The organism is Mycobacterium sp. 852002-51961_SCH5331710, assembly GCF_001665535.1.
Taxonomy (GTDB): Bacteria; Actinomycetota; Actinomycetes; order Mycobacteriales; family Mycobacteriaceae; genus Mycobacterium.
Genome location: NZ_LZSQ01000128.1, coordinates 39,383 through 53,085, shown reverse-complemented (window position 1 = coordinate 53,085; position 13,703 = coordinate 39,383). Strand labels below are relative to the sequence as shown.

15 protein-coding genes are annotated in these 13,703 nt (G+C 69.0%); 9 read left to right on the top strand and 6 right to left on the bottom strand.

Features of this window, described 5'->3' with window-relative positions; translation table 11 throughout:
* Positions 1-13 precede the first annotated feature (13 nt).
* Positions 14-616: a peptidase M50 gene (locus A5752_RS25405; protein WP_067091840.1), complete on the bottom strand. Its 603-nt coding sequence runs from the start codon at positions 614-616 to the stop codon at positions 14-16.
* A gap of 92 nt (positions 617-708) precedes the next feature.
* Here A5752_RS25405 and A5752_RS25400 point away from each other — a divergent pair, with 92 nt between their 5' ends.
* From A5752_RS25400 to A5752_RS25390, 3 genes are all read left to right on the top strand, one after another.
* Positions 709-2,007 carry an adenylosuccinate synthase gene (locus A5752_RS25400; RefSeq protein WP_067091838.1) on the top strand — a complete coding sequence of 433 codons (1,299 nt, stop codon included), beginning with the start codon at positions 709-711 and terminating at the stop codon, positions 2,005-2,007.
* Positions 2,004-2,651: a PaaI family thioesterase gene (locus A5752_RS25395; RefSeq protein ID WP_067091836.1), complete on the top strand. Its 648-nt coding sequence runs from the start codon at positions 2,004-2,006 to the stop codon at positions 2,649-2,651. The genes A5752_RS25400 and A5752_RS25395 overlap by 4 nt, the downstream gene beginning before the upstream one ends.
* A gap of 82 nt (positions 2,652-2,733) precedes the next feature.
* Entirely contained in the window at positions 2,734-3,330 is a 597-nt protein-coding gene (locus A5752_RS25390; protein WP_231983515.1) for a hypothetical protein, read from the top strand.
* On the opposite strand, the gene A5752_RS25385 is transcribed toward A5752_RS25390, so the two are convergent.
* The 3 genes from A5752_RS25385 to A5752_RS25375 are packed head-to-tail and all read right to left on the bottom strand — an operon-like array spanning position 3,327 to position 6,741.
* Entirely contained in the window at positions 3,327-3,518 is a 192-nt protein-coding gene (locus tag A5752_RS25385) for a ferredoxin (protein ID WP_067091834.1), read from the bottom strand. The two genes, A5752_RS25390 and A5752_RS25385, sit on opposite strands and share 4 nt — an antisense overlap.
* 6 nt (positions 3,519-3,524) lie before the next feature.
* Positions 3,525-4,733, bottom strand: coding sequence for a cytochrome P450 (locus tag A5752_RS25380; RefSeq protein WP_067091833.1), 1,209 nt, complete (start codon positions 4,731-4,733; stop codon positions 3,525-3,527).
* A gap of 16 nt (positions 4,734-4,749) precedes the next feature.
* Positions 4,750-6,741: an MMPL family transporter gene (locus A5752_RS25375; protein WP_067091831.1), complete on the bottom strand. Its 1,992-nt coding sequence runs from the start codon at positions 6,739-6,741 to the stop codon at positions 4,750-4,752.
* 123 nt (positions 6,742-6,864) lie between these two features.
* Here A5752_RS25375 and A5752_RS25370 point away from each other — a divergent pair, with 123 nt between their 5' ends.
* A complete protein-coding gene (locus A5752_RS25370) occupies positions 6,865-7,296 on the top strand; it encodes a MarR family winged helix-turn-helix transcriptional regulator (RefSeq protein WP_067091962.1) in 432 nt (143 codons plus the stop codon).
* On the opposite strand, the gene A5752_RS25365 is transcribed toward A5752_RS25370, so the two are convergent.
* A complete protein-coding gene (locus A5752_RS25365) occupies positions 7,283-8,884 on the bottom strand; it encodes a Na+/H+ antiporter (protein WP_067091829.1) in 1,602 nt (533 codons plus the stop codon). The genes A5752_RS25370 and A5752_RS25365 overlap by 14 nt on opposite strands.
* A gap of 123 nt (positions 8,885-9,007) precedes the next feature.
* Here A5752_RS25365 and purT point away from each other — a divergent pair, with 123 nt between their 5' ends.
* The 5 genes from purT to A5752_RS25340 are packed head-to-tail and all read left to right on the top strand — an operon-like array spanning position 9,008 to position 12,784.
* Complete coding sequence (gene purT, locus A5752_RS25360; protein WP_067091827.1) at positions 9,008-10,261, top strand: formate-dependent phosphoribosylglycinamide formyltransferase; 1,254 nt, start codon at positions 9,008-9,010, stop codon at positions 10,259-10,261.
* Entirely contained in the window at positions 10,255-10,710 is a 456-nt protein-coding gene (locus A5752_RS25355; protein WP_067091824.1) for an Rv0361 family membrane protein, read from the top strand. Before purT ends, A5752_RS25355 begins: the two co-directional genes overlap by 7 nt.
* 20 nt (positions 10,711-10,730) lie before the next feature.
* Positions 10,731-11,144: a rhodanese-like domain-containing protein gene (locus A5752_RS25350; RefSeq protein WP_067091822.1), complete on the top strand. Its 414-nt coding sequence runs from the start codon at positions 10,731-10,733 to the stop codon at positions 11,142-11,144.
* Entirely contained in the window at positions 11,141-12,367 is a 1,227-nt protein-coding gene (locus tag A5752_RS25345) for an O-succinylhomoserine sulfhydrylase (RefSeq protein ID WP_067091820.1), read from the top strand. Before A5752_RS25350 ends, A5752_RS25345 begins: the two co-directional genes overlap by 4 nt.
* On the top strand, positions 12,368-12,784 hold the full coding sequence (locus A5752_RS25340; protein ID WP_067091818.1) for a hypothetical protein: 417 nt from the start codon (positions 12,368-12,370) through the stop codon (positions 12,782-12,784). It begins immediately after the preceding gene.
* A gap of 3 nt (positions 12,785-12,787) precedes the next feature.
* Here the strand turns inward: A5752_RS25340 and A5752_RS25335 are convergent, their stop codons facing one another.
* Positions 12,788-13,639, bottom strand: a complete 852-nt coding sequence (locus A5752_RS25335) for an SDR family oxidoreductase (RefSeq protein WP_067091816.1) — start codon at positions 13,637-13,639, stop codon at positions 12,788-12,790.
* Between the last annotated feature and the right edge of the window lie 64 nt (positions 13,640-13,703).

Genomic DNA, 13,703 nt, shown 5'->3' with positions numbered 1-13,703 from the left:
ACGCTACCGGAGGTCAGACGACCCGCAGCCAGCCTTCGGTGTGCCGGTAGAACGTCGAGCGCCGGACCGGACGCGGGGCCATCACCCCGTCGCGGACCACGAATGCGCCGGTGCTGCCGAGCTGGGCGGCACGCCCGGTGACCCACCGGCGCGGCCGCATATGGCGCGACAGCACGCTCGCGCGCAGGCCCGGCATCGTCGTCGTCGGCTCGATGCGCACCCCGGTCACGGCGCCGTCGAACAGCACCTCGTCGTCGACCACCGCCTCGCCGGTCAGCTCGGCCGGCGGCGAACCCTTCTCCAGCCCGCTCTCCCCGAGCCAGAAGGCGGCCCCCACCAGGGCGGTTCCCCGGTCGTCGCGGATCAGTGGCACCCGGGTGGCGTTCCCGTGAAGCGCCCGGCGTGCGTGCCACGGCCGCCGCACGTGGGCCACCTCGACACCGAGCCGGTCGGTGCGCAGCAGCCCGGTCAGCACGGTCGCCAGGTCGGCGTCGGAGCCGAGAACGATCAGGCGCCGACAGGGGGCATCCGCCGTGTCGGCGACCGGTATCCCGCGCAGCGCACGCGGCAGCCGACGCTTGCCGAAACGCAACACCACGACGTCAGCGGTGTTCAAGTTCGGCTCCTCGCAAGTGGCTGGGATAGGGTGGCTCACCGGCTGCAACAAGGTTTCGTGCAAGAGTAGCCGGGAATTGCGAGGTCCTAGCCATGCCGGCAATCGTGCTCATCGGTGCGCAGTGGGGCGACGAGGGCAAAGGAAAAGCCACCGATCTGCTCGGTGGCCGCGTCCAGTGGGTCGTGCGGTATCAGGGCGGCAACAACGCCGGCCATACCGTGGTTCTGCCGACCGGTGAGAACTTCGCCCTGCACCTCATCCCGTCGGGAATCCTGACGCCGGGCGTCACCAACGTCATCGGCAACGGCGTCGTGGTCGACCCGGGTGTGCTGCTGACCGAACTGCAGGGCCTCGTCGACCGCGGCGTCGACACCGAGCGGCTGCTGATCTCCGCCGACGCCCACCTGCTGATGCCGTATCACGTCGCGATCGACAAGGTCGTCGAGCGGTACGCCGGCAGCAAGAAGATCGGCACGACCGGACGCGGTATCGGACCCTGCTACCAGGACAAGATCGCCCGCATCGGCATCCGCATGGCCGACGTGCTCGACCCGGTGCTGCTGGCCGAGAAGATCGAGGCCGCACTGGAGTTCAAGAACCAGGTGCTGGTGAAGATCTACAACCGCAAGGCGCTCGAGGCCGCGGAGGTGGTCGACAACCTGCTCGGTCAGGCCGAGGGGTTCAAGCACCGCATCGCCGACACCCGCTACCTGCTCAACACGGCGCTGGAGAAGGGCGAGACGGTGCTGCTGGAGGGCTCCCAGGGCACCCTGCTCGACGTTGACCACGGCACGTATCCCTTTGTGACGTCATCGAATCCGACGGCCGGCGGTGCCGCCGTGGGGTCGGGTATCGGGCCGACCCGGATCACCACGGTGCTCGGCATCCTCAAGGCCTATACGACGCGCGTGGGCTCGGGGCCGTTCCCGACCGAGTTGTTCGACGAGAAGGGCGAATACCTGTCCAAGACGGGCGGCGAGTTCGGCGTGACGACGGGCCGGCGGCGGCGGTGCGGATGGTTCGACGCCGTGATCGCCCGATACGCCACCAGGGTCAACGGCATCACCAACTACTTCCTCACCAAGCTCGACGTGTTGTCCAGCCTCGAGACCGTGCCGGTGTGCGTCGGCTACCGGGTGAACGGCAAGCGGTTGGACGACATGCCGATGACCCAGTCCGACATCGCGCACGCCGAGCCGATCTACGAAGAGCTGCCGGGCTGGTGGGAGGACATCTCCGGCGCCCGCGAATTCGACGACCTGCCGGCCAAGGCGCGTGACTACGTGCTGCGGGTGGAAGAGCTTGCCGGGGCCCATGTTTCGTGCATCGGCGTCGGCCCCGGACGGGACCAGACCATCGTGCGCCGCGACATCCTGGCAACCGAACGATGAGCGCCGACTACGGGCTCGACCCGCGGCGTGTCGACCCCGAATACGACCGCCACGGCGGGTTCCCGGTGTACGAGCCGGCCCAACCCGGACCCGGTTTCGAACGTTTCCTCACCGCGATGCGCCAGGCGCAGGACCTCGCCGTCTCCGCGGACCCGGCCCCGGACACCTGGGACGAGGCGGCCGACCGGGTCGAGGAACTGGTCAAGCTGCTCGATCCCTACCGCGCCCGCGAAGGTGTCGGTCCCGCCAACCGGACACCGTCGCTGCCGGGGGCGGGCAGCTTGCTGATGCCGCCGTGGATGGTCACCAAGTTCGAGGCCGACGGCGTCGAACTCGAGGTCACGTTCAGCCGTTACCACGTGGGTGGTAACTCCGCCGTGCACGGCGGCGTGCTGCCGCTGCTGTTCGACTCGATGTTCGGCATGGTGATCCACGCCGTGGGCCGGCCGATCAGCCGCACCGGCTTCCTGCACGTCGACTACCGCAAGGTGACCCCGATCGACACCAAGCTCACCGCGCGCGGATGGCTGCGTGAAGCCCAGGGGCGCAAGGCGTTCGTCAACGCCGAATTGCGTGACCCCGAGGAAAATCTGCTCGCCGAGGCGAACGGGTTGATGATCCAGTTGCTCGCCGGACAGCCGTGAGGCCGCTTCGCTGACGGATTCGTAGCGGACGGAAAATCGCGATCCGCCCGCACTTTCGTGATCCCGGTGTCACGATCACGGCGTGACGACCGAGCAGGCCGACCGGCGGCCCCGACGCCTGACCACACCGCGCTCGGCCGCGCTGGCCGGTGTCGCGTTCGCGCTGTTGTTCGGGGCCGTCGTTTATCTGGTCCGCACCGCGATTCCCGACAGCGGCGACGCCCGTATGCGGGTGGCCGGCGTGCTGATGCCGTTCGCCGGCATCGCGTTCCTGTGGTTCATCGGCGTGGTGCGTGACGGTTTCGGCGGCTACGAGGACAGATTCTTCTCGACGGTTTTCCTCGGGAGCGGACTACTGTTCCTTGCACTGATGTTCGCGGCGTCGGCCGTCAGCGTCGCCGTCGGGCACAGCAGCGGCGAGGTGTGGGAGTTCGGGCACACCCTCGTCATGTCTTTGAGCAAGACGTATGCGCTCCGCATGGCGGCGGTGTTCATGATCTCGCTGGCCACGATCTGGCTGCGCACCCGGTTGATGCCCCGCTGGCTGGCTATCGGCACATACGTCGTGGCGGTAGGGGTGCTGCTCGCCGCCGACATCAGCATGTGGCTGACGCTGATCTTCCCGGCGTGGGTATTGGCGGTCAGCGTCGTGCTTCTCGTCCGTCCTCGCCCCGGTTAGTCGACCAGCCGCAAAGCCTGTGAGGGACAGAGCTTCACGGCTTCGCGGGCGCGGTCGAGTTCGTCGTCGGGCACCTCATCGACCAGCACCACGACGATGCCGTCGTCGTCCTGGTCGAAAACGGCATCGGCCGACATCACGCAGTTGCCAGCCTGGATGCAGACGTCGCGGTCGGCGTGCACCTTCACTTCTCGTCACCTCCAATCGACTGACAGCGACTTCAGACCGTAGATGAAGTGGAACGACCGGAACTGCACATCGCCGAAGTCCTCGGCCAGTCGCAGCGCCGGGAAGCGTTGCAGCAGAGCGGGAAACGCGACCCGCATCTCCATTCGGGCCAGCGGTGCGCCGAGGCAGTGGTGTACGCCGTGGCCGAATGCGAGGTGACCCGCGGCGCCGCGGCCGATGTCGAGAACGTCGGGGTCGTCGATGAAGTCGGGATCGCGATTGGCCGACGGCAGCGACGCGAACACCAGCTGGCCGGCCGGGATCGCGACACCGGCGATCTCGACGTCGGTGGTCGTGATGCGTGGGATCGCGCTGTGCACGATCGACAACCACCGCAGCAGCTCTTCGACCGCGGGTCCGACCGCATCGGGATCGTCGCGGACGGCGGCGAGCTGATCGGGATGCCGGAGCAGGGCAAGCGTGCCCAATCCCAGCATGTTCGAGGTGGTTTCGTGGCCGGCGAGCAGCAGCAGCCCGGCGATGCCGACCAGTTCGTCGTCGGTGAGCTCGGCGCCGTGTTCCCGGACCAGCATGCCGAGGATGTCGTCGCCGGGCCTGCGCCGGGCGCGCTCGACCAGCGACCGCATGTACGCCCGACCGGCGCGCTGCAGTTCGAGGCGCTCGGTGAACGGAAGCGACAGATCCAGCTGGCGCGCGCTGCGGTGCTGGAAATCATCGCGGTCCTCGTACGGCACGCCGAGCAGTTCGCAGATGACCAGCGATGGGATCGGCAATGCGAAGTGCTCGACGAGATCGGCGGGGGCACCGGCGGTTTCCATCATGTCCAGGTGCGTCGAGACGATCTCGAGGATGCGGGGCTCGAGCCGCTTGATCCGCCGGATCGTGAACTCCGGGGTGAGCATGCGGCGCAGTCGCTGGTGTTCCGGCGGGTCGAGGCCGAGCAGGTTGCCGGCACGCGAACTGGCCAGCTCCTCCTCCGACAGCGTCGGCGCACCCGGGAGGACGAAGCCCGGCGGGCGGCCGTTGGAGAACCGCTCGTGGTCGGACAGCACCTGTTTGACGTCGTCGTGCCGGGTGACCAGGTACACGGTCATGCCGAAGGAGTTGACGACCGTGCGGACGCCGGAGGTCTCGCGGATCTCGGTCAGCGCCGGGGTCGGATCGAACGCGTCGCGACGCATGTGCAGCGGCGGCAGTTCCGGTGCTTGCGTCATGACACGACGCTACCCGCTAGCCCGGATCGGCGGCTTTGAGTGCCGGCCACCAGATGCGCGGCCCGATCAGCGTGAACAGCGCCGGGATGATCACCGTGCGCACGACGAACGTGTCGAGCAGGATGCCGAGGCCGACGATGATGCCGATCTGCGTCAGCACGATCAGAGGCAGCACGCCGAGCACGCAGAACACCGCGGCCAGCACGATGCCCGCGCTGGTGATCACCGCACCGGTCGCCGATACCGCCCGCACGATGCCGCCGCGGGTGCCGTACTCAGGAGTTTCCTCACGCGCCCTGGTGACCAGGAAGATCGTGTAGTCGACGCCGAGGGCGACGAGGAACAGGAACGCGAACAGCGGCGTGGTGTTGTCGAGCGCGGGGAAGCCGAACACGTGCACGCTGGCCCAGCCGCCCAAGCCCAGCGCGGCCAGGGCGCTCAGCACCGTGACCGCAACGAGGATCAGCGGCGCGAGCGCGGCGCGCAGCAACACGTACAGCACCGCGAGCACGACGATCAGGATCGCCGGGATGACGACCGCACGGTCGCGGGAGGCGGAGGCGCTGGCGTCGCGGGCGGTGGCGTCGGATCCGCCGACCAGAGCGTCCGGGTCGGCTGCTCGCACCGAATCACGGAGGGCGTCAACGGTTTCGAAGGCGCGGTCCGAGGCGGGTTCGGCGTCGAGCACGACCGACCACTGCGTCAGGCCGTCGGGGGTTTCGCCGGCGGGATTGGCCGACACCACGCCGGGTGTCTCAGTGATTGCGCGTTGCACCTCGGCGGCGCGGTCGGTGGACGCGATGACGCGGGTGGGGTCCGTCAGGCCGCTGGGGAAGTGCTCGGCCAGCCGCGAGTACCCGCTGACCGACTCGGCCTGCACGCGGAACTGTTCGGTCTGCGACAGTCCGATCGGGGTGGCCGTCAACCCGATGCACAGCAACGCGAGACCGGCGATCGCGACGGTCGCGACGCGCCCGGGCCTGCGGGCCACCGATTCCGCGATGCGGTGCCACAGGCCGCTGTCGGTGAGCACCCGGTCGCCGGTCTTCGGGATGAACGGCCAGAACAGTCGCTTGCCGAACAGCCCGAGCAGCGGTGGCAGCACCAGCAGCACGAACACCGCGGCGACGACGAGGCCGGCGGCGGCCTGCACGCCGAGGCTGCGCACGCTCGGCGACGACGCGAGCACCAGCGTCAGGAGCGCGAGCACCACGGTCGCATTGCTGGCGACGATGGCCGGTCCTGCGCGGCGCACCGCGATGTTCAGCGCGTCGTGGTGGTTCTCGGTGCGGCCCAACTCTTCTCGGTACCGCGAGATGAGCAGCAGCGCGTAGTTGGTGCCCGCGCCGAACACCAGCACGCTGGTGATACCCGACGTGGAACCGTCCGGGCTCATGCCGACCGCCTGGGCGACGGCGGTTCCCAAGACGGCGGCCACCCGGTCGGCGAATCCGATGACCGCCAACGGCACCAGCCACAACACCGGCGACCGGTAGGTGACGATCAGCAGCAGAGCCACCACAGTCGCGGTGACCGCGAGCAGCGTGAAGTTGGCGCCGGAGAACGAGTTCGCGATGTCGGCGCCGAAGGCCGGACCGCCGGTTACCTCGGTGCGCAAGCCGCCGGGCAGGCCCTCCGCGGCTTGGGCGCGGACCTTCTTCACCTCGTCGGTGAGCTCGAAGCCGCTGAGCTCGGAGCTCATCGGGATCACCGCCAATGCGGCGGCGCCGTCCTCGGACACCTGCGCGCCGGGCCATTTCCGCTCGACGGCACCGGTGTCGGCGGGGCTCAGCGGCGCGCCGTCGGTGCGCGTGATCACGACGATCGCGGGAACCTGCTCGCCGCCGGGGAATTGCCCTCGCAGCGCGTCAACGCGTGCGGACTCGGCGTCGTCGGGGACGGGCACGGGCGACCGCGAGCTCGAGTCGTCGCTGCCGACCAACGCCATCAGCGCGCCGGACAGGAGCACCACGAGCACCGCGAGGATCCAGGAGAGTCGGCGGGACATGCCTACAAATATTTCAAAAACTTAACTAATAATCAAACCGGCCTCGCCGACTCGGCCTATGCTTTCGGCGTGCCAGAGGACCGCGACGCGCTCGAGGCGGCGATCGCCGCCGACGTGCGGGCGATGAACGCCGAATCCGATGAGATCGGCCGGCTGTTCGCGAGCCGACATGAGGTCGCGGCGAACGACTTTCGCGCACTGCTCCATGTGATGGTCGCCGAGACCGAGGGAGCGCCGTTGACGGCGGGGGACCTGCGCAAGCGGATGGGCATGTCGGCCGCGGCCATCACCTACCTCGTCGAGCGGATGATCACCTCGGGCCACTTCCGGCGCGAATCGGATCCCCGTGACCGCCGCAAGGTGATCCTGCGGGTGGCCGATCACGGAATGGACGTCGCCCGAGGGTTTTTCACCCCGCTCGGGGAAAGCACCCGCGACGCGCTGGCCGGCCTTCCCGATGAGGATCTGACCGCGGCGCATCGCACGTTCGGTGCGCTGATCGAGGCCATGCGCAGGTTCCGCAACGAGCTCGAACGGTCCGCTATCTCGAGTTGAGGGTCGCCTCTTCCAGGTCGAGGTTGCGCAACACCGAGCGCAGCACCTCGTCGTCGATGCGGCCGCCGTCGCGCTCGGCGATGAACGCCGCCCGCTCCGCGGCCAGCATTTCCAGCCGCAGCCGGCGAAACGCCGCGGACGGGCTCTCGTCGGTGTCGGCCGCCGTGCCGGTGGCACCGCGGCTGAGCCGCTCGAACGCCGACTTGCGCCGCTGAGCGTTCCAGGCGCGCAGCACATCGCCGGCTTTGGCGGGCACCTCGCCGGCCTGGCCGTCGGTCAGCAGCTCCTCGAGCCGCTCGGCGGCCGCCCGCGACGCCTTGTCCTGCGCCGCCGCTTCGGCACGGGCGTCGGCGGCCGCCTCGCCGCCGGTCACCCCGAGCCGACGGATCAGCCACGGCAACGTCAACCCGTGCAGCAGCAGCGTGCCAACCACCACGACGAACGTCAGGAACACCAGCTGAGGCCGGCCGGGGAACGGGGTTCCGGACAGCGTCGCGAGCGGAACACCGAAGGCGGCGGCCAGCGACACCACGCCGCGCATGCCGGCCCACCCCAGCACGAACACCTGCGCCGGGGTGGGAGCCGGTTCGTCGCGGCGGATCCGCGGTGAGAGCAGCCGCGGCAGATACGCGAACAGGTACATCCATACGATGCGCACCACGATGACGGTCGCCACCACCGCCGCCGAGGCGACCGCGATCGTCGCCGCCGATATCCCGGCCAGCTCGCTCACCACCTTCGGCAGCTGCAAACCGATCATCAGGAACGCGAACGATTCCAGCACCAGCTGAACGGCCTTCCACACGGCGAAGTCCTGCAGCCGGGTGGCGTAGCTGGCGCGGGTCGAGCGCTGCCCGGCGATCAGCGCGGCCACCACGACCGCGAGCACGCCGGAGCCGCGGATCTCCTCGGCGGCCAAATAGATCAGGAACGGCGCGACCAGGCCGAGGGCGCTCTCGGCGAGCGGATCGTCGAGGCGCCATCGAATCCACGACAGCAGCGCCCCCAGCACCGCGCCGACCACGACGCCGCCCGCCGCCGCGAGGGCGAACGTGGCCAGGCCGTCGCCCCAGCTCGTCGCGGCCCCGACCGCCGCGGCGAGCGCCACCTTGTACGCGGTCAGCGCGGTCGCGTCGTTGAGCAGGCTCTCGCCGCCGAGCAGCGTCATCGTGCGCCGCGGCAGCCCCACACGACGGCCGATCGCGGTGGCCGACACCGCGTCTGGCGGGGCGACGATCGCGCCCAGCGTCAACGCGGCGGGGATCGTCAACTCCGGAACGGTGTGGAAGGCCACCACGCCGACCGCGACCGTCGTCGCCAGCGGCAGGCCGACCGCCAGCAGCGCGATCGGGCGCACATTGCGGCGCAGGGCCAGGTAGCTGCTCTCGATGCCCGCCGACCACAGCAGGGGCGGCAGGATCACGAAGAGCACCAGGTCCGGGTCGAGTTCGATGTCGCCAAGGCCGGGGATCAGGCCCGCCGCGAGCCCGGCGACGACGAGCGCGAGTGGTGCCGAGAGGTCGAATCGGCGCGCCAGCGCCGCCAGCAGCACCGACACCACGAGAACCGCGAGCAGTGAGGCAGCCACGATGCCGAACCCTCCTTTCCGCCGCCCGTATGTTGGTCGGCATGCTGAGCAGACCACGTCCGCGCGACGTCCGCTCGACGGCGTTACCGGGTACGCGATGACGTCTGGCAGGCTGGATCCCCGATGACTGATACCTCTGACGCAGCGGCCGACGCCGGGGATCCGGTGACCGATCCCGAACCGGTCTCCGGCGCCTCCGCCGCCTCGGCGGTGATGTTGCTCGGCTCCGGTGAACTGAGCCGGGAGTTGGCGCTGGCGTTTCAGCGGCTGGGCACCGAGGTCATCGCGGTGGACCGGTACGCCGACGCCCCAGCGCACGGCGTCGCCGACCGGCCGGTCGTGGCGAAGATGAACGACGCGGAGGAACTGACCGCGCTCATCGAAAAGGAGAACCCGCGCTACGTGGTGGCCGAGGCGGGCGTCATCGCGGCCGATGCGCTGATCGCGATCGCCGAACGCGGCGCCGCGGAGGTGTTTCCCACCCCACGCAGCACCCGGCTGTCGCTGGATCGGGAAGGCCTGCGCCGGTTGGCCTCCGACGAGCTTGGCCTGCCGACCGCTCCGTTCTGGTTCGCGGGATCGGCCGAGGAGCTGAGCGCGGTCGCACAGCACGCCGGTTTCCCGTTGGTGGTCAAGCCGATCGCTTCGGCCGCCGGCGAAGGTGAGTCGGTGCTGGTGCGCGCCGAGGACGTCGAGCCCGCCTGGCAGCGCGCGGTCGCCGCCGGCCGGATCCCGCACGGCCGCGTGATGGTCGAGTCGGTGGTCGAGATCGATTTCGAGGTCACACTGCTGACCATCCGCACGGTCGGAGCGACCGGACCCGCGGTGCACTTCTGTGAGCCGATAGGGCACCGCCAGGCCGACGGCGATGTGCTCGAGTCGTGGCAGCCGCAGCGGTTGACGCCCGCCGCACTGGACTCCGCGAAGTCGATCGCCGCGCGGATCGTGAACTCGCTGGGCGGGCGCGGGGTGTTCGGTGTCGAGTTGCTGGTGCGCGGGGACGAGGTCTACTTCGACACCGTGCGTCCGCGCCCGCACGACAGCGGGCTGGTCACGCTGCGCTCGCAGCGGCTCTCGGAGTTCGAGTTGCATGCCCGCGCGATCCTCGGGCTGCCGGTCGACACGATCATGATCTCGCCCGCCGCCGCGGAGGTCGTTTACGCGGGTGCGGAGGCGACGCCGGCGAACGGCCGGGATCCGCAGGCGGTGCTGGCCGAGGCGCTCGCGGTCGCCGAGAGCGACGTCGCGCTGTTCAATCGTCCCGACGAGACCGAGGAGAAGCGGCGGCTGGCGGTGGCGCTGGCCACCGCACCCGACCCGATAGTCGCCCGTGACCGCGCCCGACGCGTCACGGCCGCGCTGCGCAGGCTCTGGTAGCGGTGTCGGATTCGGAGGCCACCCCCGGCGACCGGCAGACCGCGGCGCCGTTCCTGATCGCCCTCACAATCTTTGTGCTCGTGGTGATCGCAATATGGCTGCTGAACCTGTTCGACGACCGAGGCGAGCCCGCCGACCAGCAGGTGGCCCGCGCCGCGGTCGGGCAGAACGATGCACTACAGCGACAGAACTACTCCGACTTCCGCGGCTACACCTGTGCGGCGCACGCCCACGACGAAACCGAAGTGCTTACCGCCCAACGTGATTCGGTCGCCCAGCGCGGTGAGCGGTTCGTCGACGACGTCACCGACGTCGCGATCGACGGTGACCGCGCGACCGCCAAGGTGACCTACCACTTCGACAAGTCGCCCGACGACAAGAAAATCGTCGACATGACCTTCATCCGCGACGGCGATGCGTGGAAGGTCTGTTCCCCCGGTCCCAGGTAGCTGTGGGACACTCAACGACCGTGAGTTACGCCGGAGACATCACGCCCGAAGAGGCTTGGAAGCTGCTGACCGGCACCCCCAACGCGGTGCTGGTGGACTGCCGCACCGACGCCGAGTGGCGCTTCGTCGGTGTCCCCGACCTGTCGTCGCTGCAGCGCGAGGTCGTGTTCATCGAGTGGAACCGCACCGACGGCACGCACAACGACGCGTTCGTCGACGAGTTGCGCCGCGAGATGACCGGTCCCGAGGTTGGCCCGGTGGTCTTCCTGTGTCGCTCGGGCAACCGGTCGATCGGCGCGGCCGAGGCCGCCACCGAGGCCGGAATCGCGCCGTCGTACAACGTCCTCGACGGCTTCGAGGGCCACCTCGACGAGGAGGGGCACCGCGGCGGGACCGGATGGAAGGCCGTCGGACTGCCCTGGAAGCAGTCATGAGTTCCCATCCTGAAGATTCGGTTCCGTCCGTCCGGACACCCGCCGAGCTGCCCGAGGGGGTCAGTCAGGCGACCATCGGCGTGCGCGGTGGACTGTTGCGGTCGGAATTCGAGGAGACCGCCGAGGGGCTGTTCCTCACGTCGGGCTATGTCTATGCCTCCGCCGCCGATGCCGAAAAGGCGTTCACCGGTGAGATCGATCGCTATGTGTATTCGCGCTACGGCAACCCGACCATCTCGATGTTCGAGGAGCGGCTGCGCCTGATCGAGGGAGCGCCCGCCTGTTTCGCGACCGCGACGGGGATGGCGGCGGTGTTCACCTCGCTCGGTGCGTTGCTGGGGGCCGGTGATCGGCTGGTCGCCGCGCGCAGCCTGTTCGGCTCGTGCTTCGTGGTGTGCAACGAAATCCTGCCGCGCTGGGGCGTGGAGACGGTGTTCGTCGACGGTGACGACCTGTCGCAGTGGGAGGAGGCCCTCTCGGTTCCCACACAGGCCGTGTTCTTCGAGACCCCGTCCAATCCGATGCAGTCGCTGGTGGACATCGCCGCTGTTTCTGAGCTCGCCCACGCCGCGGGTGCAAAAGTGGTGCTGGACAACGTGTTCGCCACGCCGATCCTGCAGCAGGGTTTCCCGCTGGGGGCCGACGTCGTCGTCTACTCGGGGACCAAGCACCTCGACGGGCAGGGGCGCGTGCTCGGCGGTGCGATCCTCGGCGACAAGCAGTACATCGACGAGCCGGTGCAGAAGTTGATGCGCCACACCGGGCCCGCGCTGAGCCCGTTCAACGCGTGGACACTGCTCAAAGGACTGGAGACGCTTGCGGTTCGGGTGGACTACCAGAACACGTCGGCGCAGCGGATCGCGCAGTTCCTCGAGGACCATCCCGCCGTGAGCTGGGTGCGTTACCCGTTCCTGGAGTCGCATCCGCAGTACGACCTGGCCAAGCGCCAGATGACCGGCGGCGGAACGGTTGTCACATTCGAGGTCAAGGGCGGAACGAAGGAGCGGGCCTTTGAGGTGCTCGACAAGCTGCGCATCGTCGACATATCGAACAACCTGGGCGACGCCAAGTCGTTGATCACCCATCCGGCGACCACCACGCACCGCGCGATGGGCCCGGAGGGCCGCGCCGCGATCGGGCTCGGCGACGGCGTGGTGCGAATCTCGGTGGGCCTGGAGGGAACGGACGACCTGCTGGCCGATCTCGACCAGGCGCTGCGTTAAGTGTCGAAGCGCAGCGATGCGAAGAAGGCCCGCCGCCGTAAGCGGCAGGCCGCCCGCAACGAGCGCTGGGTCCCCGACAACGTGATGGACTCGCTGGCCGAGGAGACCACGACCGCGGCGGTGCTGGAGGCCTTCGATGCCCGAATCACCGAGCGGGGCTGGGTGTTCGACGACGAGCTCTCCGACGAGGAATCCGCGCTGTGGTTCTACCCGCCGTCAGAGGCCGACGTGCCGGACGAGGACCTGGTCTCCGTCACGACCGTGGTGCTGACCGCTGACGATGCTGCCGACGTCGCGCACGTGGTGTTCGTCGGCACGGCCGACGACTACCAGTTCAACTTCGAGGAGCTATTCGAGTGCGTCGGCATCGTCGAGGCTTACCGGCTGGGCGACCCGGCGCCGACGTTCCCCGTCTAGCGCTCAGTCCTCGACGACGCCCTGCGCGGCGCGCGCCCGATCCTCGTACTTCTTGCGTGCGGACGTGTCGAAGTCGAGGAACACCCGGTCCAGCCCCAGCTTGTTGTTGAGCCAGCGACGCCCGCGCGGGCCGAGCATCTGTGCGGCCTGGGCGGTGAAGCGCAGCGGAGTCGGCACGGAGACATGGGTTTTCGGCTTGTCCAAGGTCTTGACGATCGCCGCGGCGATTTCCTCGGGCTCCACCGGCTTGATCGCCCCGCCGCTCTTGGTGCCGGAGATCAGCTCGGTGTTGGTGAACGGCGGCATGATCACCGAGACGTCGACGTTGTGCTGCGCGACCTCGTCGGCCAGCGCGGCCGTCAACCCGACCACACCGAACTTCGCGCCGACGTAGACGACCTGTCCCGGCACCGGGATAAGCCCCGACAGCGAGGCGATGTTGATGATGTGGCCGCTGCGTCGCGCGATCATGTCGGGCAGCACGAGCTGACACCCGGCGATCACGCCGTACAGGTTGACCTCAAGGGTCGAGCGGATCGACTGTTCGGTCTCGTCGACGAACGGGCCGATTGGCATGACACCGGCGTTGTTGATCAGCACGTCGATGCGTCCGCCGCCGTCGGTGCGGGCCTTGTCGAGGAAGGCGGAGAACGACTCGCGGTCGGTGACGTCGAGCGGGTAACCCGACACCGGACCGAGCTTGGTCAGCTGTGCGACGGCCGACTCCTGCAGCGCCACGTCGCGGTCGCCGATGACGACGCGGGCACCGCGGGCCAACAGCGCTTTCGCGGTCGCGTAGCCGATGCCGCGGGCAGCACCGGTGATCGCGATGGTCTTGCCCCTGATGTTGTCCATGCGGCCAAACTTTACACGTGTCAAGTTTTGGGGGGAAGTGGGCGTTTTTTGGATCAGGATGAGC

Coding starts and splice junctions, on each gene's coding strand:
- A5752_RS25400 (WP_067091838.1), top strand. CDS start 709: ATGCCGGCAATCGTGCTCATCGGTGCGCAGTGGGGCGACGAGGGCAAA.
- A5752_RS25395 (WP_067091836.1), top strand. CDS start 2,004: ATGAGCGCCGACTACGGGCTCGACCCGCGGCGTGTCGACCCCGAATAC.
- A5752_RS25380 (WP_067091833.1), bottom strand. CDS start 4,733: ATGACGCAAGCACCGGAACTGCCGCCGCTGCACATGCGTCGCGACGCG.
- A5752_RS25375 (WP_067091831.1), bottom strand. CDS start 6,741: ATGTCCCGCCGACTCTCCTGGATCCTCGCGGTGCTCGTGGTGCTCCTG.
- A5752_RS25370 (WP_067091962.1), top strand. CDS start 6,865: ATGAACGCCGAATCCGATGAGATCGGCCGGCTGTTCGCGAGCCGACAT.
- purT (WP_067091827.1), top strand. CDS start 9,008: ATGACTGATACCTCTGACGCAGCGGCCGACGCCGGGGATCCGGTGACC.
- A5752_RS25345 (WP_067091820.1), top strand. CDS start 11,141: ATGAGTTCCCATCCTGAAGATTCGGTTCCGTCCGTCCGGACACCCGCC.
- A5752_RS25335 (WP_067091816.1), bottom strand. CDS start 13,639: ATGGACAACATCAGGGGCAAGACCATCGCGATCACCGGTGCTGCCCGC.